Annotated in this window: 19 protein-coding genes; 10 read left to right on the top strand and 9 right to left on the bottom strand. The window is 46.9% G+C overall.

Going from position 1 to position 21,611, the window contains the following annotated elements; genetic code table 11:
• Positions 1-191 precede the first annotated feature (191 nt).
• Positions 192-1,295, bottom strand: coding sequence for a PP2C family protein-serine/threonine phosphatase (locus KNP99_RS08765; RefSeq protein WP_088836674.1), 1,104 nt, complete (start codon positions 1,293-1,295; stop codon positions 192-194).
• Between the two features lie 124 nt (positions 1,296-1,419).
• Here KNP99_RS08765 and ytzI point away from each other — a divergent pair, with 124 nt between their 5' ends.
• Both ytzI and KNP99_RS08755 read left to right on the top strand, forming a co-directional pair.
• A complete protein-coding gene (ytzI, locus tag KNP99_RS08760) occupies positions 1,420-1,590 on the top strand; it encodes a YtzI protein (RefSeq protein WP_152638925.1) in 171 nt (56 codons plus the stop codon).
• A gap of 134 nt (positions 1,591-1,724) precedes the next feature.
• Complete coding sequence (locus KNP99_RS08755) at positions 1,725-2,237, top strand: YtxH domain-containing protein (protein ID WP_088836673.1); 513 nt, start codon at positions 1,725-1,727, stop codon at positions 2,235-2,237.
• Positions 2,238-2,304: 67 nt separating this feature from the next.
• On the opposite strand, the gene KNP99_RS08750 is transcribed toward KNP99_RS08755, so the two are convergent.
• The gene (locus KNP99_RS08750) at positions 2,305-2,889 is read right to left on the bottom strand and encodes a YdcF family protein (protein ID WP_088836672.1); all 585 of its coding nucleotides are present in this window, start codon (positions 2,887-2,889) and stop codon (positions 2,305-2,307) included.
• Between the two features lie 301 nt (positions 2,890-3,190).
• A complete protein-coding gene (locus KNP99_RS08745; RefSeq protein WP_214801058.1) occupies positions 3,191-4,012 on the bottom strand; it encodes an endonuclease I family protein in 822 nt (273 codons plus the stop codon).
• Positions 4,013-4,358: 346 nt separating this feature from the next.
• Between KNP99_RS08745 and amyS the strand changes: the two genes are divergently transcribed.
• A complete protein-coding gene (gene amyS, locus KNP99_RS08740) occupies positions 4,359-5,900 on the top strand; it encodes an alpha-amylase (protein WP_214771611.1) in 1,542 nt (513 codons plus the stop codon).
• A gap of 71 nt (positions 5,901-5,971) precedes the next feature.
• On the opposite strand, the gene KNP99_RS08735 is transcribed toward amyS, so the two are convergent.
• Positions 5,972-6,586, bottom strand: coding sequence for an NAD(P)-dependent oxidoreductase (locus tag KNP99_RS08735; protein WP_088836669.1), 615 nt, complete (start codon positions 6,584-6,586; stop codon positions 5,972-5,974).
• 381 nt (positions 6,587-6,967) lie between these two features.
• Here KNP99_RS08735 and KNP99_RS08730 point away from each other — a divergent pair, with 381 nt between their 5' ends.
• From KNP99_RS08730 to KNP99_RS08700, 7 genes are all read left to right on the top strand, one after another.
• Complete coding sequence (locus KNP99_RS08730; RefSeq protein WP_029333138.1) at positions 6,968-7,891, top strand: AAA family ATPase; 924 nt, start codon at positions 6,968-6,970, stop codon at positions 7,889-7,891.
• A gap of 5 nt (positions 7,892-7,896) precedes the next feature.
• A complete protein-coding gene (locus KNP99_RS08725; RefSeq protein WP_029333137.1) occupies positions 7,897-8,967 on the top strand; it encodes a DUF58 domain-containing protein in 1,071 nt (356 codons plus the stop codon).
• Positions 8,968-8,990: 23 nt separating this feature from the next.
• Positions 8,991-9,857 carry an ABC transporter permease subunit gene (locus tag KNP99_RS08720; protein WP_088836667.1) on the top strand — a complete coding sequence of 289 codons (867 nt, stop codon included), beginning with the start codon at positions 8,991-8,993 and terminating at the stop codon, positions 9,855-9,857.
• Entirely contained in the window at positions 9,854-10,870 is a 1,017-nt protein-coding gene (locus tag KNP99_RS08715) for an ABC transporter permease subunit (RefSeq protein WP_214771602.1), read from the top strand. The genes KNP99_RS08720 and KNP99_RS08715 overlap by 4 nt, the downstream gene beginning before the upstream one ends.
• A gap of 146 nt (positions 10,871-11,016) precedes the next feature.
• Complete coding sequence (locus KNP99_RS08710) at positions 11,017-11,718, top strand: ABC transporter ATP-binding protein (RefSeq protein WP_088838456.1); 702 nt, start codon at positions 11,017-11,019, stop codon at positions 11,716-11,718.
• Positions 11,718-12,848 (top strand): ABC transporter permease, encoded by a 1,131-nt coding sequence (locus KNP99_RS08705; RefSeq protein WP_214771599.1) that lies wholly within the window; start codon positions 11,718-11,720, stop codon positions 12,846-12,848. Before KNP99_RS08710 ends, KNP99_RS08705 begins: the two co-directional genes overlap by 1 nt.
• A gap of 143 nt (positions 12,849-12,991) precedes the next feature.
• On the top strand, positions 12,992-14,170 hold the full coding sequence (locus KNP99_RS08700; RefSeq protein WP_215193173.1) for an MFS transporter: 1,179 nt from the start codon (positions 12,992-12,994) through the stop codon (positions 14,168-14,170).
• Between the two features lie 202 nt (positions 14,171-14,372).
• Here the strand turns inward: KNP99_RS08700 and KNP99_RS08695 are convergent, their stop codons facing one another.
• The 5 genes from KNP99_RS08695 to KNP99_RS08675 form a co-directional block, all read right to left on the bottom strand.
• A complete protein-coding gene (locus tag KNP99_RS08695) occupies positions 14,373-15,485 on the bottom strand; it encodes an MFS transporter (RefSeq protein ID WP_285800498.1) in 1,113 nt (370 codons plus the stop codon).
• Between the two features lie 199 nt (positions 15,486-15,684).
• Positions 15,685-18,252, bottom strand: coding sequence for an ATP-binding protein (locus KNP99_RS08690; RefSeq protein ID WP_088836662.1), 2,568 nt, complete (start codon positions 18,250-18,252; stop codon positions 15,685-15,687).
• Positions 18,253-18,489: 237 nt separating this feature from the next.
• On the bottom strand, positions 18,490-18,975 hold the full coding sequence (locus tag KNP99_RS08685; protein WP_088836661.1) for a hypothetical protein: 486 nt from the start codon (positions 18,973-18,975) through the stop codon (positions 18,490-18,492).
• Positions 18,976-19,035: 60 nt separating this feature from the next.
• Positions 19,036-19,461, bottom strand: coding sequence for a hypothetical protein (locus KNP99_RS08680; protein ID WP_214805203.1), 426 nt, complete (start codon positions 19,459-19,461; stop codon positions 19,036-19,038).
• Entirely contained in the window at positions 19,461-21,581 is a 2,121-nt protein-coding gene (locus KNP99_RS08675; RefSeq protein WP_214805201.1) for a type IA DNA topoisomerase, read from the bottom strand. Before KNP99_RS08675 ends, KNP99_RS08680 begins: the two co-directional genes overlap by 1 nt.
• Positions 21,582-21,611: the final 30 nt, after the last annotated feature.

Here is a 21,611-nt window from a genome sequence, read left to right as displayed (position 1 = left end):
CGTGGGGATTCGCTTCAAGTTGTCTGATTTGATCTGGATTAAAGGTACGTCTGTTCATAAATAGTCCTCCCGTATGAATTGAATAGATACAGTATATCGATATCTCTGAACACAAAAAACCCCGAATGGGGTCTTTTATCAAGTGTCCACCATTTAGGGTTCAGTTCAATGTACAAAAGCGAGTGGCTTTTTTAATTGATTTCGACCGTGACGAGACATAAATCATCGGCCTCATCACTTTGATCGGGCTGAATCAAGTGGTGAATGTTTGGTCCTTGTTGTTCGATCAACTGACGGATCGCACTGATCCCTTCGTCAATCCCTTTGCTATACAGCTCCATGAAACCATCCGTATAGAGGTAGATACATCCAGGAGACGTCAAGTCGATTGTCCGACTCGTATATTGTGAGTCCTCAAACATCCCGACTGGCAATCCTGTGTTCTCGAGGGCGATGATTTGATCCCCCATCCGTAACAAACCAGGTGGGTGTCCCGCATTCGCATAACTAAGTTTCATCTCATCCAAGTCGATGTACAAATAAACGGCAGTAAAATAAATTTCCGTTTCATCCCCTGGGAAAAGGCGGCTCATCTGACGGTTCAGTTCTTCAAGTACTTTTGCCGGATCACCGATGCGATGCACGAGTTCAAACAAGATCGAGCTCATCCCCATCGTAATCAACGCTGACGAGACACCATGGCCCATGACGTCAAACAAGATGATGCCATATTTATTTTGCGAGATGCGGTACCAGGCATACATATCTCCCGCTAGTTTTTTAGAAGGAATATAGGTTGCCATGATTCGAATGTCTTCATCTTCGATATTTGCACTCAAAACACTTTGCTGGAGCTTTTGAGCAAGATCAAAATCTTCTTGTAAGACTTTTTCATATCGTTTCCGTGCATCTATCGCTTGTTTTAATGACATCGCATTTCGAACACGAGCAAGCAATTCCGTTTTTCGAATTGGCTTTGTCGTATAGTCTGATGCTCCCGCATCCAGTCCATCCGCGATGTCCTCTTCATTGGAACGACCGGACACGATGACGATTGGCAGTTCATCTAAACCAAATCGTTTTCGGATCAACCGTGTTGTATCAATCCCACTAATGCCGGGCATCTCTACATCCAGTAATACGACATCTAAGTTGTCGATAAAGGCCGGGTCCTCCATCAATTCAATCGCTTCTTCCCCACTCATCGCTTTTACGACATCGTATCCTTCATTTTCAAGCAGTCGCTCCAAAATCATTAAATTCGTAAATTCGTCATCTACGACTAATATACTCATACCGTCACCTCGTTCCTAAACATGTTAATCTGAACATAGTTTATCACATCATGACCACTTTCGTTTAGACGAACGGACAGTTTTCCGTCATACTAAAAGAGAAGAATGAAAGGAGGAATGGATCATGTGGCTCTATGTTGTTTCCATTCTAATCATCGTGTTTGTCTTAGTTGCTTCAATCATCGTCATTTCAAAAGGCTACGGATATAAAGGCAATCAAGACGATATCGAAATTGACTACGATGAAATCAACCGTAAACTGACTGAAAAGCAGGATGAAGAGAAGCAAAACTAAACAACTTTGACCGTCTGAGACCATTTTAACATCGGTGGTCTTTTTTTGTTGCATGAAAAGTGCATGTTTTCCTTTTTTATGACGAGGGTACATATCTATCATGGTCAACTATTATCTTAAGGGAGTGTCTATTCATGGAACCTAATCTACAAAATGATCCACATGCTGCTCAACAAGAACATCCAAATCGTCAATTCGATCAAGAAGCTTCGTCAGGTCGTCGTGTCAATTTACTTACGGGGATGTTGCTAGGAGCTGTCGTCGGCGGATTGCTTACAATGCTGAGCTCAACGAATCGACAAAACACAAAACAAGGACTTAGCGGCGCAAAAGATTCCGTTTCATCATTAGCATCTACTATTAAAGAAGATCCGTCAGGAAAAGCTTCACAAGTCATCGAACAAGTAAAAAGCGCTTCAGGAATCATTCAAGAAGTCGCTGGTGACGTCCAAAATGTGTATGACAAGGTTAACAATGAACTTGATACCGTCAAATCGGATGCTTCTTCTGTAAAAGATACTGCAACGGAAGCTAAGGGTGACCTGTCTTCAATTAGTGAAAAAGTGGTCGAAGCAAAAGACGTGGCGCTTGGAAAAGAAGAAGCCCCACAAAACAATCAATCAGACAATTCACAGCAAAATAAATAAACCGTTTTATCAAAAACCATCATGCTTGTGGCATGGTGGTTTCTTTTAACGTTGTCACAACAATCCATTACTCAAAAAATTTCACGATGATTGCGACACGTTCACGCATACCATATCGCAATACACCAGATAACGGTGTTTTTGCAGGAATCGCATCACTATTCAATCCTACTTTCTTCGCTTCGGTACGAGCACGATACAAATGAAAATCTGACGTCACGATCGAGACTTGATTTTCACCTTTTGGTAATAACGATTTTGAAAAACGTAAATTTTCAGTGGTCGACGTCGATTTGTCTTCGAGCACAAGACGTTTTTCAGAGATTCCTTCGTCAATCATGCCACGGCGCATCGCTTCTGCTTCTGAAATCGCTTCACCCTGCCCCTGCCCACCGCTCAAGATAAAAGTCGTTCGCGGATATTTTTTTCCGTATGCAGCTGCAGCCTGAATCCGGTTTTCCAATATCAGTGACGGTGTTTCCCCTCTGACACCTGCACCGAGGACGATGACAAACGAGTGTTTCCCGTTCGCTGCGGGACGTTTCCCTTCTGCGACAAATAAACCGATACTAAACCAGAAAATGACGAGTCCACCTACGATTCCGGCCACTACAAGCCGATATCTTTTCAAAACTTGTTTGATCCGTTCCATGAGTCATATGATTCCTTTCAGACTGCTATTTTCGATTACATCCGTTTCTACGATGTTTTTCTAAGAAAAGTTTCAATCACAAAACAGGGGCGACTCAAAAATGGGGATGTCTCCCGATTAAAAGGAATCCGAACTTTTTCATGCATACCTCCGGCAAGCACTAAACTATCTTGAACAATAGAAATGACCGATGGTCCCGTGAATCGCGGGAGCAACGGTCATTTGATTAAATGGAGGACGGAAACGTCCGTCACACGGATTGATGTTGGTCCGACTTCTGATTCAGACCCCTTTTGCTAGATTAATTTCCCCAAATTGCTGTCGCATATTCTGGATGATCAATGAATGGATTGCGGTTTTTTTGCCATTTTTCAAAAATGATGTCATTGCGTTTCTTTTCAAATGCATCGACCGGGTCAAGTTTGTTCCACGCTTTTAACGTCGATAATTTTCCGTGAAGTGGGTTTGAGCCATTGTTGACGTTTTCTGACGTCTCTAAGTCGATTTCGCCGCCACCTTCATAACGAACCGCCATATAGAAAATCATCCGCGCGATATCACCTTTGACGCGAGTCGGTGGTTCCCATGAATCACCATCTCGGTTACAATCGCATCCGCTATATTTCGTTCCGCCATTGTCAAAATCAAGGTTCCCACGAGCACTATTGACGACGACGTCTGACGGACGTAAGTGATGCAAGTCTGTCCCTGGTCCCATGCTTGTTCCGAAGTCTCCATGCGATTTTGCCCAGACATGCTCTCGGTTCCATTGACCGACATTCCCACCGTTGCTATTTTTTGAAATGGACTTCCCCGTGTACAATTCGATCACGTTGTTCACATTACCTGGATCTTGATCGGTTTCTTTTAATGCTGTCCAAACCGTGTCATACGAGACTTCCGTATGATTATCGATGATGTCATGCAGTGATGCTTTTAATGCCGCACCCGTTTTCCCCGCTGCCGGCTGATAATAGGCATCGATTGTTGATTGTGACGTTACCGCCTGTGGTCCCGCTACTACCTTTGTTGAATCTGTTTTGGCGATGACCGGCGTGAAGGCAAGTGATCCTAACGCGAGTGTCGCAACAAGTGCCCCACTGATTTTCGACTTCCAGTTCATGCTTTTTCCCCCTCAGGTTAAGTATGGACATGCAATGTCAAACCGTATTACACTCCCATTTTCACATCACTTGTCTTTCTTATGGAAGATGGACGAAAGACCTCTTCTTTTTAGAGGAATCCAGAAATCAGAGTTAGCACAATTGTTCAACGGTTAGAAGGTCCTGTTTTTTAGTGAATCACGAATCAATAAACGATGAATTATTATTTAGAAGAACTATTCTAGAGGCAAAAGTCATGATTATAAAGGATACATAAATAAGGTATGAGGATGATACTCCCCACGTTTCAACTTGCTATAATAATTAATGCAAGCGTTTTCATAATTTGATAGAGGAGGCTTTTTGATGAAACATAAAAGCTTGATTGTCGCATCTCTTGCAAGCGTGACGTTTTTAGTGCCACTTGCGCAACCGATTGCAGTAGGGGCAACAGCAGACAACGGGACGATGATGCAATACTTTGAATGGTATTTACCAAACGACGGGAACCACTGGAACCGTCTAGGAAACGACGCTTCTAAGCTTGATCAACTCGGAATTACATCTGTTTGGATTCCTCCTGCCTACAAAGGAACGACTCAAAATGATGTCGGCTACGGTGCCTACGATCTATATGACCTCGGTGAGTTTAATCAAAAAGGAACAGTCCGGACGAAGTACGGCACGAAAACGCAATTGAAATCCGCCATCGGGCAATTGCACACGGCTGGAATCGATGTGTATGGTGATGTCGTCATGAACCACAAGGGTGGTGCTGACTTTACGGAATCCGTCACGGCCGTCGAAGTCAATCCGGGTAACCGTAATCAAGAAGTCTCTGGCGACTATCAAATCCAGGCCTGGACCGGGTTCAACTTCGCGGCGCGGAGCAACGCCTATTCAAACTTCAAATGGAAATGGTATCACTTCGACGGAACGGATTGGGATCAATCCCGCTCAAAAAGTGCCATCTATAAATTCCGAGGAACAGGTAAGTCGTGGGACTCGAATGTATCTTCTGAAAATGGAAACTATGATTACTTGATGTATGCAGACATTGATTTCGATCACCCGGAAGTGCAGCAGGAAATGAAAAACTGGGGGAAATGGTACGTCAATGAACTCGGGCTCGATGGATTCCGTCTTGATGCCGTCAAACACATCAAACATACGTATCTCGCAGATTGGTTGACGAATGTTCGTCAGACGACGGGTAAGGAATTATTCACAGTCGCCGAGTACTGGCAGAACGATCTCGGGACACTTAAAAACTATTTAAGTCAGACGAACTATAAACAATCGGTCTTTGACGCTCCACTTCATTACAAATTCGAACAAGCGAGTAAAGGCGGCGGCTTTTATGACATGCGCACAATTTTTAACGGCACACTCGTCCAAGATAATCCGACGCTTGCCGTCACACTCGTTGAAAACCATGATTCTCAACCTGGTCAATCGCTCGAATCGACCGTTCAATCCTGGTTCAAGCCCCTTGCTTACGCGATGATTTTAACGCGGGAACAAGGGTATCCATCTGTCTTTTACGGGGACTACTACGGAACAAAAGGCTCATCGAACCGCGAAATCCCTGCCCTCGCGTCAAAAATCGATCCGATTCTAAAAGCACGGAAGGACTTCGCGTTCGGGAAACAAAATGATTACCTCGATAACCAAGACATCATCGGTTGGACACGGGAAGGCGTCAGTGACCGCTCAAAATCAGGGCTTGCGACAATCCTGTCTGACGGCCCTGGTGGGAGCAAGTGGATGTATGTCGGTACGCAAAATAAAGGCGAAGTCTGGACAGACATCACCGGTAACAATTCAGCTTCCGTCACGATCAATGCAGACGGGTATGGTCAATTTTTCGTCAATGGTGGTTCTGTCTCGATCTACCGCCAACAATAATTCGTCCTATTTAAAAGCCCCCATCCGGTACCGTTTCCTTTTCAGGAAGGTTCGTGGATGGGGGCTTCTTTTCATTCAGCGAGACCGACACTTTCGCGAATCGATTCTTCCTGTTCAATCGCTTCAAGCAGGAAATGGGCGACATCGGCCCGATTGATTTGTTTCGCTTGGTCGGGTACACCGTCAGCTGTTTGGCGGTACATCCCGGTTAACGGACCATTCATCAAACGGAGTGGTCGTGCGACCGTATAGTCGACGTCTGCCTGTTTCAACAAGTCAATTGCTTGCCGGTGATCACGTAATGGATTCTTTAAGATTTGCTGTGCGAGTAATCCTTGTGCACCCGGTAATTCCTTATCAACACCTGCTGATGCGACGTAACCAATCCGCGTTACACCACTGACTTTCATCGCATTGATGATCCGGACGAGACTTCGTTCTAAAAATCCACTGTAGGCAAGGCTTTCTGTCCCTAACGCCGTCAAGACAGCATCTTGTCCGACAAGCGCCGCATTGACATCCTCTTGGTTCAAGACGTCCCCCGTGACGACATGAAGTCGTTCATCTTTTAGTTCCAACTTATCCGGATTACGGACGAACGCCGTCACCTCATGGTCATGCGCAATCGCCTGTTTGACGAGTTCTTGTCCGGTTTGACCCGTAGCCCCAAAAATAATCAATTTCATGCATAACATCCTTTCCCTTTCAAGATCCACTGTTTGAATGATACCCTTACCGCTTGAAAATGAATCGTCTTCCCTCACCCTTATTTTCAGAAAATTATTTTTATTTATTAACAGTGTATGCTAAAATCTCCCTAAGTACATATGGATATTTTTTCCTTAATTAAAAGAACGACCATCTTTTTTCTTCGATAAAGACAGGAAGTCAGTCTATTCTGCTTTATGCTTTGGAAACTCGTACAGTCACGTCGCGTGAAAAAACGGCGCCCTTCTTTTGGAGGTGTGACGGATGATGTTCCACTATCTCAATACGGACGATGAGGTTCTACGCTTCGAACAACAATTATCACGCTACTCATCACCTTAACCTTGGAGGGATTTCCTATGAAGCTACAACAGTTAAAAGACCAACTCAATTCGATTTATCTCGGCAAACCAGACGTCATCGATCTCTGTCTGACGGCACTCATCGCCGAAGGTCACATCCTGCTTGAAGATGTACCGGGGACCGGGAAAACGATGCTTGCGAAAGCACTCGCCCAAAGCTTCGAGAGTGCCTTCTCCCGGATTCAGTTCACGGCGGATTTGCTTCCGTCCGACGTCATCGGTTCAGACTTCTTCAACTTAAAGACGCAGGAGTTCGAGAATAAACGCGGACCGTTGTTTGCAAACGTCGTCTTGATCGATGAGATCAACCGCGCCGTCCCGCGGACACAATCGGCATTGCTTGAAGCGATGGAAGAACGTCAAGTCTCGATTGGCGGAACAACGTATCAGATGCCGGCACCATTCTTCGTCATCGCAACTCAAAATCCGATCGAGTCAGCAGGAACATTCCCGCTACCGGACGCCCAACTCGACCGGTTCATGGTCGCGATCGAAGTCGGTTATCCGGATTTTGAGAACGAACGCCGCTTGCTGTCTGAGATTTTGACGAACGTCCGCCGATCAGCCGTCGGGATTGCGTCAGGAGGGGACTTGATTTCATGGCAGGAAGAAGCACGACGTGTCCATGCGTCGCAAGACGTGCTCGATTATCTGCTGCATATCGTTCAGGCGACACGGAATCATGAACTCGTTGAAGTCGGTGTCAGTCCACGTGGTGCGATTGCCCTGCTTCGCGCGTCCCAAAGCTATGCTTTCTTGAATCAACGCGACTTCATCATTCCGGAGGACATCAAACACCTTGCAAAACATGTCTTGGCCCACCGCCTGACATTGACACTTGAAGGGGGCATCAAGACGACAAAGGCCCAAGTCTTGTACCATCTCCTTGATGCCATTCCAGTTCCTGTCGAGATTGGGTGACGCGGATGAAAATCGAACGTTCCGTCCCCTTTTGGCTCGAACAAAAATTATTTCCCGTCTATTGCATATTGACATTTTTATTCTTATTCCTCCCCGTCGTCTCGGGACTCGGGTTTCTCTTTGCCGCACTCGCGACGATTCATGTCGTCGTCAACCGGACAGAACGGCAACTCCGCCGGGAAGTCGCTTTAGAATGGAAACACTATGAACGATTGATGTTCAACCAAGAACAAACGGACCTCCAGCTGCAACTTTTCGGACTCGAACTTTTTTCGTCACTCGGCCTTAAGGCCTCCCTCCGTCTCCATGCTGCTGACGGGATTGTTTTCACGACGAGTGACGCGCTCCATCCCCACACGTATGATACCGAACTGGTGTTGACGGAAGAATTGTTTACGATCCCAATCCAGACCGTCAAACGTGGTCCGACGGCACTCGACGAAATCATCTTAACGATTCGTCTGCCCTGGCGGATGGGCGTTTACTTATTTTCATTCGACAGTTATCCGCAGTTCACGGTGCTGCCTTCGTTAACGGCACAAGCGACACCTTTCCTGCTGAACCGCTTACGGATTGGTGATCGTCCGGACCGCTATTCACCATTAAAAAACAAATTGGTCCAGCTTGGATCAAAAGCGTATACGACGGAACCGTCGAAGGACATCGATTGGTACGCGACAGCAAAAACCGGCCGTCTGCAAGCAAAAGTCTATGAGACGAGTAATCAGGACACATTCACCATCGCCCTCAATTTGTCGGGTCCAAGTGGATACGGCTTACATAATCAATCGGAACGCTTCATCGAACAAGCTTCGTTCTTAATCAGTGAGTTGATTAAGGAGGGCTGTAAAGTTGAATTGTTCCTGAACCGTCTCAACGAAGCGAACCACATGACCCACTTGGCGTTAGGTGAAGGACAACCGCACTTGAAGCACGTCCTTGTCCACCTGTCGACGTTATCCGACCGGGATTCCTATATCGCAACAAAACAGTTCGAACGGTATGTCGTGCGTCGAAAACATCTTAACAGTCAGCTGATCCTGGTTGGGAACGACCGGATCCAGGCGATTGGCTGACGATCAAAGAAGGAGGTTTTATCATGGTTTCCCTAGTCATTCGAAAGTCGCTTCAGTTCATCGTATCGTTGGTCGTTTTACTGTGCATCAGCGCCTTACCGGCATTGATCGTCCAGTTACGTCCGAACTTTTCGAATTACACCGATGCGCTCAAACAACAAGTCCTGTTTTTGACTGGTGTCGAACCGATTCTTTATTACAATGTGACCGCACAACAGCTTCGTCCGTTGTTGCCGGACTTACAACCGTTCATCCAGGAGACGCTGCTGATCTTCAGTAGTGCCCTTGTCTGTTCGTTTATCGCCGCACTTGTCTACGCGTTTTTCTTTTATCGCGCGCGTCTGCGGACACGTAACCTGTTGAAGCAGACGACGCGTGTACTCGAGATGGTGCCGGATTTATTTTGGGTGATTTTTTCACAGTACATCATCATCGTTCTTTTTAAGACGACCGGTTTCGATCAAATCGAAGTCGCCGGCGGTTTTGCTGATTCGATCCGTTTCCTTCCGATTCTGACGCTGTCGCTGACGACCCTCTTCTTCTTCATCAAATGGTTGACGGGGCAGATCCAAGAAGAGGAAGGAGCCAGCTATATCGAACTTGCCCGCGCCAAAGGGACACACGCGAATCATTTATTTTGGTCACACTTGATTCCGAACTTGTTTTATCGGTTCTATCTGTTTTTCCGCGCCAACGTCATCACGATTTTATCGAGTCTCGTCGTCATCGAATACACATTCAATGTCCAAGGTCTGTTTCGGTTCGTAATCATGAATCCGCAACTTCCTGTCCTGCTCGTGACGCTCCTCTTGATTTACTTACCGTTCTTTTTGATTGACTTGATTGCTGAGCTTTGTATTCCAAAAGCTTGGAAAGGTGGTGCTGTATGAGACGTGTCTTATTGCGTGATCCGTTCTTTTGGGGCTGTATCCTGATTTTTGCGACGCTCCTCCTACTTAGTGTCGGACATACCATATTTCGTGACGGACAAGTCGACCAAATCTCGAACCGGTACGCGGCGGATGGGACGTTCCTCGCGACATCTCCACTTGAACCATCGCGTGAGCAGTGGTTCGGAACGGACCGGGCGGGCAACGATTTATTCCAAATCATGATTGCCGGTGCCAAGTGGACGATCGGGATTTGCTTTGCCGTCGCCTTCGGACGCATCCTGCTCGCTCTGTTGATCGGCGTGCCGCTCGCCTTTAGGGGTAAAAGATTAAATACGGCAATTCGTACCGTTCTTGACGGCTTTTTAATTTTACCGATTTCCTTACTGGCCTATTTCATTTTGTTGACAGGCTTATTTTTTGCAAGTCCAGAAGACATTCCGTCCTTGTCTTCCCGTGTCCTCTTTGAGACAGGCGTACTGATTTTACTCGGGTTACCTGCCTTACTGATGTATTTAGTCAGTGAAACGCGTCACTTGTTGACGCAAGAGTTCATGGTCGTCGCCCGAACACTCGGTGGCAGTCCCCATTACCAATTTAGAAAGCACATTTGGCCGCATCTTTTACCGACGCTTGCCATTGTTTTCATGCAACAGTTCGTCCAAACGTTGATGGTCTTGATTCACCTGTCCTTGTTCGGGTTATTTTTCGGCGGGACACTTTCACGCTTTGCGAACGATGTTTCACCGACGATTTTTGAATGGTCTTCCCAGTTCGGTTTCTACTTCCTTCAGTTTTCAGCCGTTTCCTGGATCAATCACCTGTTCCTGATCCCGGCAATCAGCATCGCTGCGCTCGTCTTCCTCGGGAACTTGCTGACGAGTCGTCTCGAGCGTGCCTATCGCTTACGACGTGAACAGCTAATCTTCACGGAACCGGTCGCACAGGCAGAAGCCGCTACGACACGTTTGACGAATCCGTTTGATTCTGTCTCACCATCAATTACGAAATAATTATGTAAAATATACTTAGCGCCGTCGTATTCTTTTATATGACGGCGCTAAGTATGTCTTAATTTCTTTTAAACTACTTAATCCCTCTAAAAAAACAAGCGTTTGGTCTTTTGCGGGTATAGAAAGAGAGAAGGGACGTGAAAATGATGATTGAAGTCAAGAACTACTCTCAACGCTTCGGAAAAACCGACGTGTTGACAGATGTCAATTTTTTAATTGGTCAAAGTGAAATCGTCGGGCTGATTGGACCAAGCGGTTCCGGTAAAACAACATTAATCAAGTCGCTGATTGGCCTCCAAACCCCGTCAAGCGGAACCGTCACTGTACTCGGGTCACAGCAGCCGTCGTTACGTCAGGCAGAAAAAATCGGCTATATGGCGCAAGCCGATGCTTTGTATGAGGATTTGACGGCACGTGGCAATTTACGCTATTTCGGCAAGCTGTACGGTTTAAAAAAAGACCGCCTCCGCGCCCGGATCGAATCCGTCCTCCAGTTCGTCGACTTAAAGCAGGATGCCGACCGCCCGACCCATCAATTTTCCGGTGGGATGAAGCGCCGCCTCAGTCTTGCGATCGCCTTGATTCATGAACCGACTTTGCTTCTGCTTGATGAACCGACCGTCGGAATTGATCCCGCCCTCAAGAAAACGTTCTGGCACGAGTTCGACCAACTGCGGAAGTCTGGCGTCACAATCCTCGTCACGACACACGTCATGGATGAAGCCGAGCGGTGCGATCGTTTATTATTGATTCAACATGGGCGATTGATCGACGCCGGTACGCCCGCGGAATTAATTCAACGATTCGGCTCAATCGATGAAGCTTTCATCCGAAAGGAGCAAGTCTGATGCAGACACTGACCGTAGCAGAACGTGTCATCTCGCAAATTTTTCGGGACAAACGGACCATTGCGATGATGTTCCTCGCCCCCCTATTCGTTCTCTTTTTATTATCATCAATCCTCGGTTCGAGTTCGGATGAAGTCACGATCGGCACCGTCGACCTACCCGAAACGTTTGACGAGGTTCTCGCATCGAAAACGGCGACGACGACCTATCCGAGTTATGCGGACGGAAAACAGGCGATGGAAGATCAACACATCGAGGCATTGATCACGTACCGTGATGATGCCCCGGAGATTTTGATTGAAGGCGGCGACGTCTCTAAAAATGCCCACGCCATCCAGGTCATCCGCGAAACGTTAACGGCAATCGAGATGAAGCAGGCGACGACAGCGAATGCACAGTTACGCGAAACCGTTAATCAACTGCAACAACGGCTCGAACAATTGACGAATCAAAAATTGACCGTTCCCCCTACCGCCTCACGATCAATGACGGAACCAGATATCCGCTTTTTATATGGAGATAAAGATGCAGAACTGTTTGATCAAATTGCACCTGCCTTGATGGGATTTTTCATCTTTTTATTTGTCTTCATCATCGCCGGGGTCAGCTTTCTACGTGAGCGGTCCAGCGGGACACTCGAACGGACACTCGCTACTCCGCTCAAACGGTCGAGCATCGTCTTCGGATACTTCGTTGGCTTTTTCTTGTTCGTCACGATTCAAACTGTCCTTATTCAACTATTCATCGTTAATATCTTGAACGTGACACAACAAGGCAACTATTTTCTGTTACTCTTCGTCAATTTATTGACGGCAAGCGTCGCCCTGTCACTCGGACTCCTGCTGTCGAGTTTCGCACGGACGGAATTCCAATTGATTCAGTTCATCCCGCTCGCAATCGTCCCGCAAATCTTTTTCAGCGGTCTATTTGATTTGACGGATGCCCCGACCTGGGTCGAAGTCATCAATCGGCTGATGCCGTTGACCTATGCCGCCGATGCCCTGCAAAACATCATGATTCGCGGGTACGGTTTCCGTGAAATTTGGCTCGACCTTGTGGTCCTTGCCGGATTTATGCTTGTCTTCGTCCTCCTGAACATGCGTGCCTTACGGAAACAGCGGCCGGTGTAAGGGCACTTCGTACAAAGGGAATTGACAATCCATTATTTTCCTTATATACTTTAGTCAAAATTGACTGAAATGAGGCCGTCCAATGTAAATTCATCTAAACTCCTAACCACTAACTAAATATGATTGATGTGGAGGTTTTTTAGATGAACCGTTTTACGACTTTACTGGTCAGCCAGTGGATGGCGAATGCGGGGGACGCGCTCTACATCGTCGCCCTCATCGCTACCTTGTATCAACAAACAGGACAGGCGAGCACAGCTGCGCTCTTTCCGATTGCCGTAACGGCAGGCATGACGGTCAGCGGCTTCTTTTTCGCCCGCCTTGCGAAGCAGATGCCCCATGCAACGCTTTTGTTGCTCAGCCAGCTCATGAAGACCCTCTCGCTCGTCTTGATCGTCCTGCTTGATTTACCACTCGTGGCGTTGCTCCTTCTCGTGGTTTGGATTGCCTTTCTCGACGGCTTTGCCCGACCGATTGAAAGTGCCTTTATTCCGCAAATCACGACCGATTTCCAAAAAGCAAACAGCATCGTCCAAGGAACGAATCAAGTCGTCCAACTGATCATGTGGCCGCTCGGCGCGATTTTAGTCAGTACAGGGTCGCCCCAGTCCGTCTTATTCGTCTCATTGCTGCTTTTTCTTGTTGCAAGTATCGGAACGGCGTTATTTCGTTATCAAGTGCGCTCCCTTCAAGGGTCTGTGGAAGAAGCGGACGAGGAACCGACGTTTCGTTCAAGTTTGCAGTATACCCGGACTAACATACCTGCCCGTTTGAATACGGCATTGCTTGGCATCGATGCTTTCGCGAGTACCGCCTGGATTTCTGCGTTATTCCTCGTCTACATCGCTACGCACCTGCATGTATCGGACAGTTGGTGGGGCATCTTGAATGCATTTTATCTTCTCAGCATGATTGTCGGGAGTTACCAGATGCTCCGACGCCGAAAGCAACGTTCACTGCTACAGTTCAGTGTGTTGCTCTCGATTGCCGCGACGCTTCTGTTTGGTCTCGCTCCGCATGTTGTAGTCGCCTTGATTGCTTGCGTCGTCCAGGGCTACGCCAGTCAACTCCGGGCGATAGAATTAAATACACGGCTTCAAGCAGATACCCCAATCGCACGGTTACCTTACGTTTACAGTGTTCAACAGACCGTCTATACAATCAGCTTTTGTCTCGGGAGTCTCCTGTTCGGTCTTCTCGCCGATTGGCTGAGTATCGAAGTCGTCTATCTCATCGCGAGTATAATCGCGTTGTTAATGATTCGTCCGGCCCGGCAATTACGCAAGCAAGTAGAAACCGAACGGACGCAACAGATTTCTTAAGCAACGGTTCGTTATACAGAAGTGGAGCTGAAGGGATGTGTTGGAGATTCCTTGGTTTTTCCCAAACGTTTTTCTGCACACAATGAAACGCCGCTGATTCCGTTTTTCATACGGAATCAGCGGCGTTTTCGATATCTTCCATGACGACGAACACCATGTTTTAAGCAGGCCTTCCCATGTAGCCGTCAAATCGACGATGGCGTCATTCCCATCGTTTGCTTAACCGCGCAACGTATAACCAAAGGACGAACGACACGAGACACAGATACACATACGCTATGTCTAAACTCGCCCGCTTACTGATGAATCCGAACCCGAGACCGACGATGATGATCAGCACGCTCTCTAGCCAGGAAGCAATGGAAACGATTGTTGCCCGCTCTTTTGCTGACGCATAAGTTTGCAAGAGACTGCTCGTCATCGGCTCCGACAGACCGTATAACAGAAACATCACGAACAGGAAGATGAGACTCACCGCTTCCGTGAAGGAAAAGCTGATGACACTTACGAAAAAGACGACTAATATCCCGTTCAACTTTACCTTCAACGAACCCTTCTTCAATGCGGGCAACAGGTTGCCAACGCCTTGCGCTACCATAATTAAAATGAACACGAGACCAAATCCAGTCATGGGAATGCCACGATCACGCATTGACAATTGCCAAAATTCTTCGATGAAATTAATCGTCGTCCCGAATAGGACACTAAATAGAAAAATCCGGATCAACATGGGGCGTGTTCTCAGTTCTCGCCAAACGAGACGAAGTGGACGGGCTGTCGATTCTTCAACCACGAGTCGCGTTTCATGTAACGTCAGGCTAACCAGTGTCGCACTCATTAAACTGATGAGCGAAATCTTGTAATGAAATTCAAACGCAGTGGACTGCGTCAACCAACTGCCGGTGAGGGCAGCAAGTCCAGCTGTCATGAGGCTGACTGCATTCAGTCGACCAACTGTCCGTTCGAATCGCTCGACTCGACCGACTTGTTCAAGCGTCTCAAATAAGAAGGCTTCTTCTGTCCCGCTGATCGCAGCAGCCCCGACCCCTGCGAGTACCATCGCACCTAAAAAAGCAGTCAACGTATACGCGTTTAATAGAATCGCGAAGGATAGACATTCTGCCATCATCCCGAAGACGAGAAACCACTTTCGCCCGAAGCGATCGGTGGCTCGTCCGAACGGCAACTCAAGCGACAATTGAGTCAAAGCGAAGACAATTTCTGCGTAAATCACATCGAGAACACTCATTCCACGCGCTTCCCAAAACAACCGCTCAATCACATAAGCAGGTACGAAAGCTGTTGCAAAACGCATCATATATAATTTACGGACGTTCGCTTGAATCGCCGTTTAACAAGGAGGGCGGATTATACGCATCAGTCAACATCCTCTCTTATTTTTTTAAAAAAACCGTTAGTTTCCATTTCCCGATTTCAAGCAAGTTAATCCCATGTCCGTGATTATATCGTAGATAGACAAACCCCCTACGCCGTATAGACGCAGAGGGTGTCCTTCATTCAAAATCAGTTATTTCCAGTGTTGGTGAGAGTGCTGTCGGATTTTCTTGAATGATGGGCAATTCGACTGTAAAGCTTGAGCCGGCGCCTTCTGTCGAATCGACGTGAATCATGCCTTCATGGGCACGAACGATTTCTTGACAGATTGCAAGTCCAAGTCCTGTTCCACCAATTTTTCGGCTATCGGAATTATCGACCCGGTAAAACTTGCTGAATAACTCTGGCAAGGCGTGACGGGGAATACCGATTCCTTCATCTTGAATCCGAATCCGCAATAAGTCATCGGCAGGTTCGATTCCAATCGTAATCGCGCCGCCATCCGGTGAATACTTGATGGCGTTGTTGATTAAATTACCGAACAGTTGTCGCATTTTTTGTTCATCGGCTTGAATCATTTCGACTGCTGCGTCATCCGTCTCGAGCAAGACAGTATGAGTTTGAGACGAACCGACTTGGAACTCAGCGATTTCACGAATCATCGCTACGACGTCAAGCTCTTTAAAATGATAGTGTTGCTGACTGGATTCCATCCGTTGTACGTCGAGGAAGTCATTGACGAGTCCCGTCAATCGCTCAGTCTCGGCATGAATCGTTTCGAGATAGCGTTGTTGGCGGTTAGGTGTCAACTCTTTTGCTAACATCAGTTCCGTGTAGCCAAAAATCGAAGCGAGTGGTGTCCGCAACTCATGCGACACCGTCGAGACGAATTCCGACTTCATCCGGTCGACTTCTGTTTCGACCGTGACGTCACGCAAGACGAGCATCGTCCCACGGAAACGTCCACCGTAATGAATTCCTTCTGCATAGAGCGTGACGAAACGCTCCTCTTTATTAAGTGATAGCGAAAGACTTTCCGTCGGTACTTGATGACTGCAGACTTGATTCATGTATTCAAGGAATGCCTCGTGTTGATCGACTTGAACCGCCAATTCTTCAATTTTGACATCGAGCGTCATCAAACCCTCGTCATTGAACTGATCGTGCGCTGGATGATGGAACAACGCAAGCAATGGACGATTGGCAAAAATCCGGTCTTCTTCGATATACATGACTGCCTCACGAATCGAGTGTAGCAGTTTCGATGTTTTTTCACGTTCCCGCTCAATTTCATCGAATACACGCATCCGTAGTAAGGACAAGGCGAGCTGACGAGAGAACGACCAAATTTCAGCCGTTTGGTCTTCATTGAATTGATCACGGTAACGGACAAGATAGATGCTTGCAATCATCATGTTCGTCGATGGGTCCATGACGGGTACGACCGTTTCATACATGCTATAAGGGTACGGCAACGGATGATCACTCGTCACTTGTTTCGTTGAACGTACGGCTTTTTTATGCATGCGCGCTCGCTCAAGTAGAGAAAGTGATGACGTCAAAAGTTTCCGTTCTTGATCGACCGTCATGCCGTAAGAGACGATATCCGTATACTCGTCCTCGTCAAGAAAAACAATCGCTCCGAACTCGGCATCTGTAATCGAGATTAATTTTTCGATGATGGCAGGATAAGCTGTTAACGTCTCGCGTGAAGCGAGCGTTTCTGTCAATTCATTCCGGTACCGCAGATGCGTCTCATTGCGTAACGTCACATCAAGCGCTTCTTCGAGTTCTTCTTGTTGTGTTTGAAGCTCCTCTTGTTGGGCAACTAACTCTTCTTGTTGACTTTGTAATTCATCGTTACTTGAGACGAGTTGCGATTTTTGATTTGAAATCGACGCAGCCATTAAATTAAATGTCGTCGTCAACTCGCCAATCTCGTCTTTTGCATTTAAGACCTCAATGGGTGAAGCATCTTCACCTTTTGCTAATCGACTGCTCTCTCGGTTCAATTGACGCAATTGACGTGTAATTTTCGCGACAAATGGTCGAACGAATAACACGATGATGAATAAAAGAACCGCTAAGTTAATTAAGCCGAGAACTTGAGATGAGTTAACTTGTGTCCCTAGTCGATTTTGGGCAGCGAGTTCCTTCTCATTTAATGAATTACGATAATCCGTAAAGACGGTCTCCATGTCAACGATACTCGAACTCATGTCCGCAGCACTTTTCGTATCGATGTTAAATTTCCGATCCTCATCCAGGTTCGGTGTTTGCGTGACTTTACCGAGCGTCGCCATTTGTAAGAACGGTTCTTCGACTTCACCGTCTTTTTTAGCATCAACATAATTAATCAGGCTCGGCATGACGCGCGTCGTGTAGGCGTCATACAGCTCCCGTGCATCATTCGCGTATTGCTCTTCTTCTGCAAATGCCGCATTTTTTTCGAACCACGTCGTTTGTTGATCGATATTTTGTTGTTTCGTTTTAATTTCCTCTAACATTTCATCGTCTCCAAGTAAGACGAATCCCCGCATCTCATATTGAAGACTTTGCCACGATTCATATAAATTCGTCGCATTGGTCCGGTGTTCGTTTAACGTCGCTAGTTCTTGTTTAGCTTCTTGCACCTGCTGTTTCGTATAGAAATATACACCTGCTGATGTCAGCAATAACATTGCTAAAATAATATAGAAAGCGGACATGATTTGGCGTCCGATTGTTCGATTAAGCCATGTTCTCATAAACGATCGATCCTCCCCCTTCTCCTCTAGTTGAATAATACGTATAGGAGATACCTGTCCTTTCTATTGTAAAGGTTTTTTATACTTTTCCATTAAATATGCTCATTTTTTTTTACTTTTCATCTAATTTTAATAAAAATAGTTGTATGTTACAAAAACATGACAAAAAGGTTCGGATTCACTCCTTTTTCGTCAGAAAAAATGCCCCGCCACATACTCGTGACCGGACATTCTTGTTCATGCATGATGCGAATGGTGTGTCGAATGATGATGGATAGGTGCTTCATCTGCCAAGATTTCGCCGTCGAACAGACCAAGCCTTGCATACTGTGCCGTGATGTCTTGTTTCGTCATCTCGGTGATTTGATCTGTCGTGCTGATCAACGTTGAGATTCCTTTCACCAACCGGACCGGTTCTAAATTTGTTTTCTCGACCGGAAACGTCGACAAGGAGCGGAGATAGGCGACGTAGGCTTGTGCCCCTTCTTCCGTCGGTGTAACGAGCTCAGAAGCGTGATGGCGCAAATGATTCGTCAAACTGCTTGTCGAGACGCCTTTCGTGACGGCACTGATCAAGGCAAAAGCCATAAAAGACAAGATTACGATAAAAAAGATGACCATGAAGACCGGCATGTCTGAAAAGAAACTTTCTCCTTCGACGTAAGCCATCGTTCCTCCCGCTTTCAGCAGCGACAGGAACGGACCCGAAATACTACCTGACATGAAGATTTCCCCCTATTTCGTTTGATATCTGTTCATACGCAAACGACGCACAAAAGGTTTCTAGTTCTTTCCATCTCCAAGTAAAACTTCCGCATTAAACCAGTCTTCGACAAACAATGACCCGGCCGGTCCATCAATCTGATAGGAATACAAAACGGAAAAATCGCCTTCTGTCATCATCGGTAAGGTCAGTTCCCGTAAGACCGCTTTGACTTCTTCTGTCATCCTCGTCTCATACTGAACAAATCCGTCTTCCCGCGTTTGCTGTTCTTTCAAATATGGCAACAACAGTGCTTTGCCAAATGATTGGGGGTCATCGATGACTTCAGCCACTACACCGAATAGTTCTTCCGCTTCAAAAATCAAATCATCGGCTTGTCCGATCGTCACTTCATCGGGAAACCAAACCGTCAATTTTGTTCCTTCCTTCAAAAACCGTTCGAATATCGGAATGAACGCCCTGTTCTCCATTAAATCGTAATGCATCATGACTCTCCTTTCATAAACTCGAATTTTAATTGATCGCGCTCTAGATACAACATCGCCTTGAATGTCCGGCCATTTTTCTTCATCTCGAGCGGTTTTGTTTTTTGAGTCGTTAAGATTTTTTTGACTTCCGCCTGTGTCACGCGCGCTCCGAGGATTGTTTTCGGTAATGTAAAACCGCAGTTCGTTTTTTGATACCCGCTGCAGCCATAAAACTTCCCACGATCAAGCACTTCCGCCTGACAGAGCGGACATGGTCCGACCGGGCGGTTCGTTGCGGCGGCGTGACGCGTTTTTGATTTAACTTGCGACGGATCGACGTGCAGTTGCTCGACACGCGACTTCGCATCATCGACGAGGTGTTGCGACAGTTTTTTCGCTTGTTCGACGAACTGGGCAGCGGATGCTTCCCCTTTACCGATTTGGTCAAGCCGACTTTCCCACTTTGCCGTCATCTCAGGTGATGCCAAGATGCTCCCGCTGACCGCCTCGATTAAAATCCGACCTTTTGCTGTCGGATGGATCTCTTTTTTCTTCAGCTGGATGTAATCGCGTCGCTTTAATCCGTCGATGATTCCGGCACGCGTCGCCTCCGTACCAAGTCCCTCGATTTCTTTCATGATCGCCTGTAATTCATTTTCAAGGACTTTCCCCGCTGTCTTCATGCCGAGGATTAATGTTCCTTCCGTATAGCGTTTCGGTGGCTCCGTTTGTTTTTCAAGTAACTTTGCCCCTTTAATCGGGACGTGTTGTCCGTGTTCGACTGCCGGCAGTTCGACTTCCTTCGCCTCAATTTGCAAGACTTCTTTGAAACCGCGCGCAATCGTCCGGCTACCTTTTGTCAAGAAACGATCCTGCTCCCTCGTCGTGATGATGTCTGTTTTTTCAGCGCGCGCGGGGGGTGCAAAAGCTGCTAAAAACCGCCGGACGATTAAATCGTACACTTGTGCATCACGCCCCGATAACTTCGCGACCGCTCCCGCTTCTTCTGTCGGGATGATTGCATAGTGATCACTGACTTTCGCAGAATTGACATACCGTTTATCGTGTGTGGGATCTTTCGTCAAAATTTCCTTCAGTCCACCGTATTCCGGTTGCTTCAACAGTCGATTCAAAATCGTCGGGAACTGACCCGCTTCTTCCTTTGAGACGAACGATGAATCCGTCCGGGGATAACTGATCCAACCGCGAATGTAGAGTTTTTGAGCGATATCAAGTGTTTCTTTTGCGCCAAGTCCGAACCGTCGACTCGCTTCCGTTTGCAACAACGATAAACTGAACCAGAACGGCGGTTTCTCGATTTGTTCCGTCTTCGTGATGGACGCAACGATTCCTTCCCCCTTCGTCCGTGCCTTGATTGCTTCCGCGAGTGCCCGATCGGTCAGCTTCGTCTGTTTTTTTTGATCGATGTATTTTCCTTTATACAGCGAAAAGTCAGCCTCGACTTCAAAATAGGTTTCCGGCTTGAACTGTTCGATTTGTTTCTCACGTTCGACGATCAAGGCAAGTGTCGGTGTCTGGACACGCCCAAGCGAAAAGACATCGGCAATGCCTTTTTTCTTCAGTAACGTCGTATAGGCACGCGATGCATTCATCCCGATCAGCCAATCGGCGCAAGCGCGGCTCATCGCCTCATGAAAAATATTTTCCGTTGCTTTTCCGTCCAGTAGATTCGCAAATCCATGATCGACGGCTTGCGGCGTCAAACTTGAAATCCACAGTCGCTCGATCGGTTTTGCATTGTTAGCCAGGCGAAGAATTAATCGGACGATTGCCTCTCCCTCTCGCTCGGCATCAGATGCTATAATGATGGAAGTCGTCGTCCGCTCGTTCAACAGTTTTTTTATGACTTGAAACGCTTTGCTTTTCCCTTTAGCGAGCCGGTAATCGAACCGTTCCGGAATGATTGGCAGATGGTCATAGTTCCAGCGTTTCCATTTAGCATCATAATGGGCCGGTTCCTGTAATTCACAAAGGTGACCGACGGCGTAAGCCAGTTTCGCCCCACTCGGGAAACGCTCACACGGTTTGATTTCGATGTATCCGTCCCGCTTGACCGATGGATACGGCGCTGCGAGCTTTTCAGCCTGTTTTGGTTTTTCCGCAATGATCAATTGCATTGTTACACCCTCATTTCCTAACTACAGACA

The sequence above is a fragment of the Exiguobacterium sp. s95 genome, from assembly GCF_018618655.1.
GTDB lineage: Bacteria > Bacillota > Bacilli > Exiguobacteriales > Exiguobacteriaceae > Exiguobacterium_A > Exiguobacterium_A oxidotolerans.
The sequence above is the reverse complement of the archived record's forward strand: the minus strand, read 5'-3'. Positions and strand labels throughout refer to the sequence as shown.

What these genes read in the sequence shown, in the direction of transcription:
- ytzI (WP_152638925.1), top strand. Translation starts at nt 1,420, where the DNA reads ATGTGGCTCTATGTTGTTTCCATTCTAATCATCGTGTTTGTCTTAGTT.
- KNP99_RS08710 (WP_088838456.1), top strand. Translation starts at nt 11,017, where the DNA reads ATGATTGAAGTCAAGAACTACTCTCAACGCTTCGGAAAAACCGACGTG.
- amyS (WP_214771611.1), top strand. Translation starts at nt 4,359, where the DNA reads ATGAAACATAAAAGCTTGATTGTCGCATCTCTTGCAAGCGTGACGTTT.
- KNP99_RS08750 (WP_088836672.1), bottom strand. Translation starts at nt 2,889, where the DNA reads ATGGAACGGATCAAACAAGTTTTGAAAAGATATCGGCTTGTAGTGGCC.
- KNP99_RS08735 (WP_088836669.1), bottom strand. Translation starts at nt 6,586, where the DNA reads ATGAAATTGATTATTTTTGGGGCTACGGGTCAAACCGGACAAGAACTC.
- KNP99_RS08720 (WP_088836667.1), top strand. Translation starts at nt 8,991, where the DNA reads ATGGTTTCCCTAGTCATTCGAAAGTCGCTTCAGTTCATCGTATCGTTG.
- KNP99_RS08745 (WP_214801058.1), bottom strand. Translation starts at nt 4,012, where the DNA reads ATGAACTGGAAGTCGAAAATCAGTGGGGCACTTGTTGCGACACTCGCG.
- KNP99_RS08700 (WP_215193173.1), top strand. Translation starts at nt 12,992, where the DNA reads ATGAACCGTTTTACGACTTTACTGGTCAGCCAGTGGATGGCGAATGCG.
- KNP99_RS08755 (WP_088836673.1), top strand. Translation starts at nt 1,725, where the DNA reads ATGGAACCTAATCTACAAAATGATCCACATGCTGCTCAACAAGAACAT.
- KNP99_RS08765 (WP_088836674.1), bottom strand. Translation starts at nt 1,295, where the DNA reads ATGAGTATATTAGTCGTAGATGACGAATTTACGAATTTAATGATTTTG.
- KNP99_RS08690 (WP_088836662.1), bottom strand. Translation starts at nt 18,252, where the DNA reads ATGAGAACATGGCTTAATCGAACAATCGGACGCCAAATCATGTCCGCT.
- KNP99_RS08715 (WP_214771602.1), top strand. Translation starts at nt 9,854, where the DNA reads ATGAGACGTGTCTTATTGCGTGATCCGTTCTTTTGGGGCTGTATCCTG.
- KNP99_RS08695 (WP_285800498.1), bottom strand. Translation starts at nt 15,485, where the DNA reads ATGCGTTTTGCAACAGCTTTCGTACCTGCTTATGTGATTGAGCGGTTG.
- KNP99_RS08730 (WP_029333138.1), top strand. Translation starts at nt 6,968, where the DNA reads ATGAAGCTACAACAGTTAAAAGACCAACTCAATTCGATTTATCTCGGC.
- KNP99_RS08705 (WP_214771599.1), top strand. Translation starts at nt 11,718, where the DNA reads ATGCAGACACTGACCGTAGCAGAACGTGTCATCTCGCAAATTTTTCGG.
- KNP99_RS08680 (WP_214805203.1), bottom strand. Translation starts at nt 19,461, where the DNA reads ATGCATTACGATTTAATGGAGAACAGGGCGTTCATTCCGATATTCGAA.
- KNP99_RS08685 (WP_088836661.1), bottom strand. Translation starts at nt 18,975, where the DNA reads ATGTCAGGTAGTATTTCGGGTCCGTTCCTGTCGCTGCTGAAAGCGGGA.
- KNP99_RS08725 (WP_029333137.1), top strand. Translation starts at nt 7,897, where the DNA reads ATGAAAATCGAACGTTCCGTCCCCTTTTGGCTCGAACAAAAATTATTT.
- KNP99_RS08675 (WP_214805201.1), bottom strand. Translation starts at nt 21,581, where the DNA reads ATGCAATTGATCATTGCGGAAAAACCAAAACAGGCTGAAAAGCTCGCA.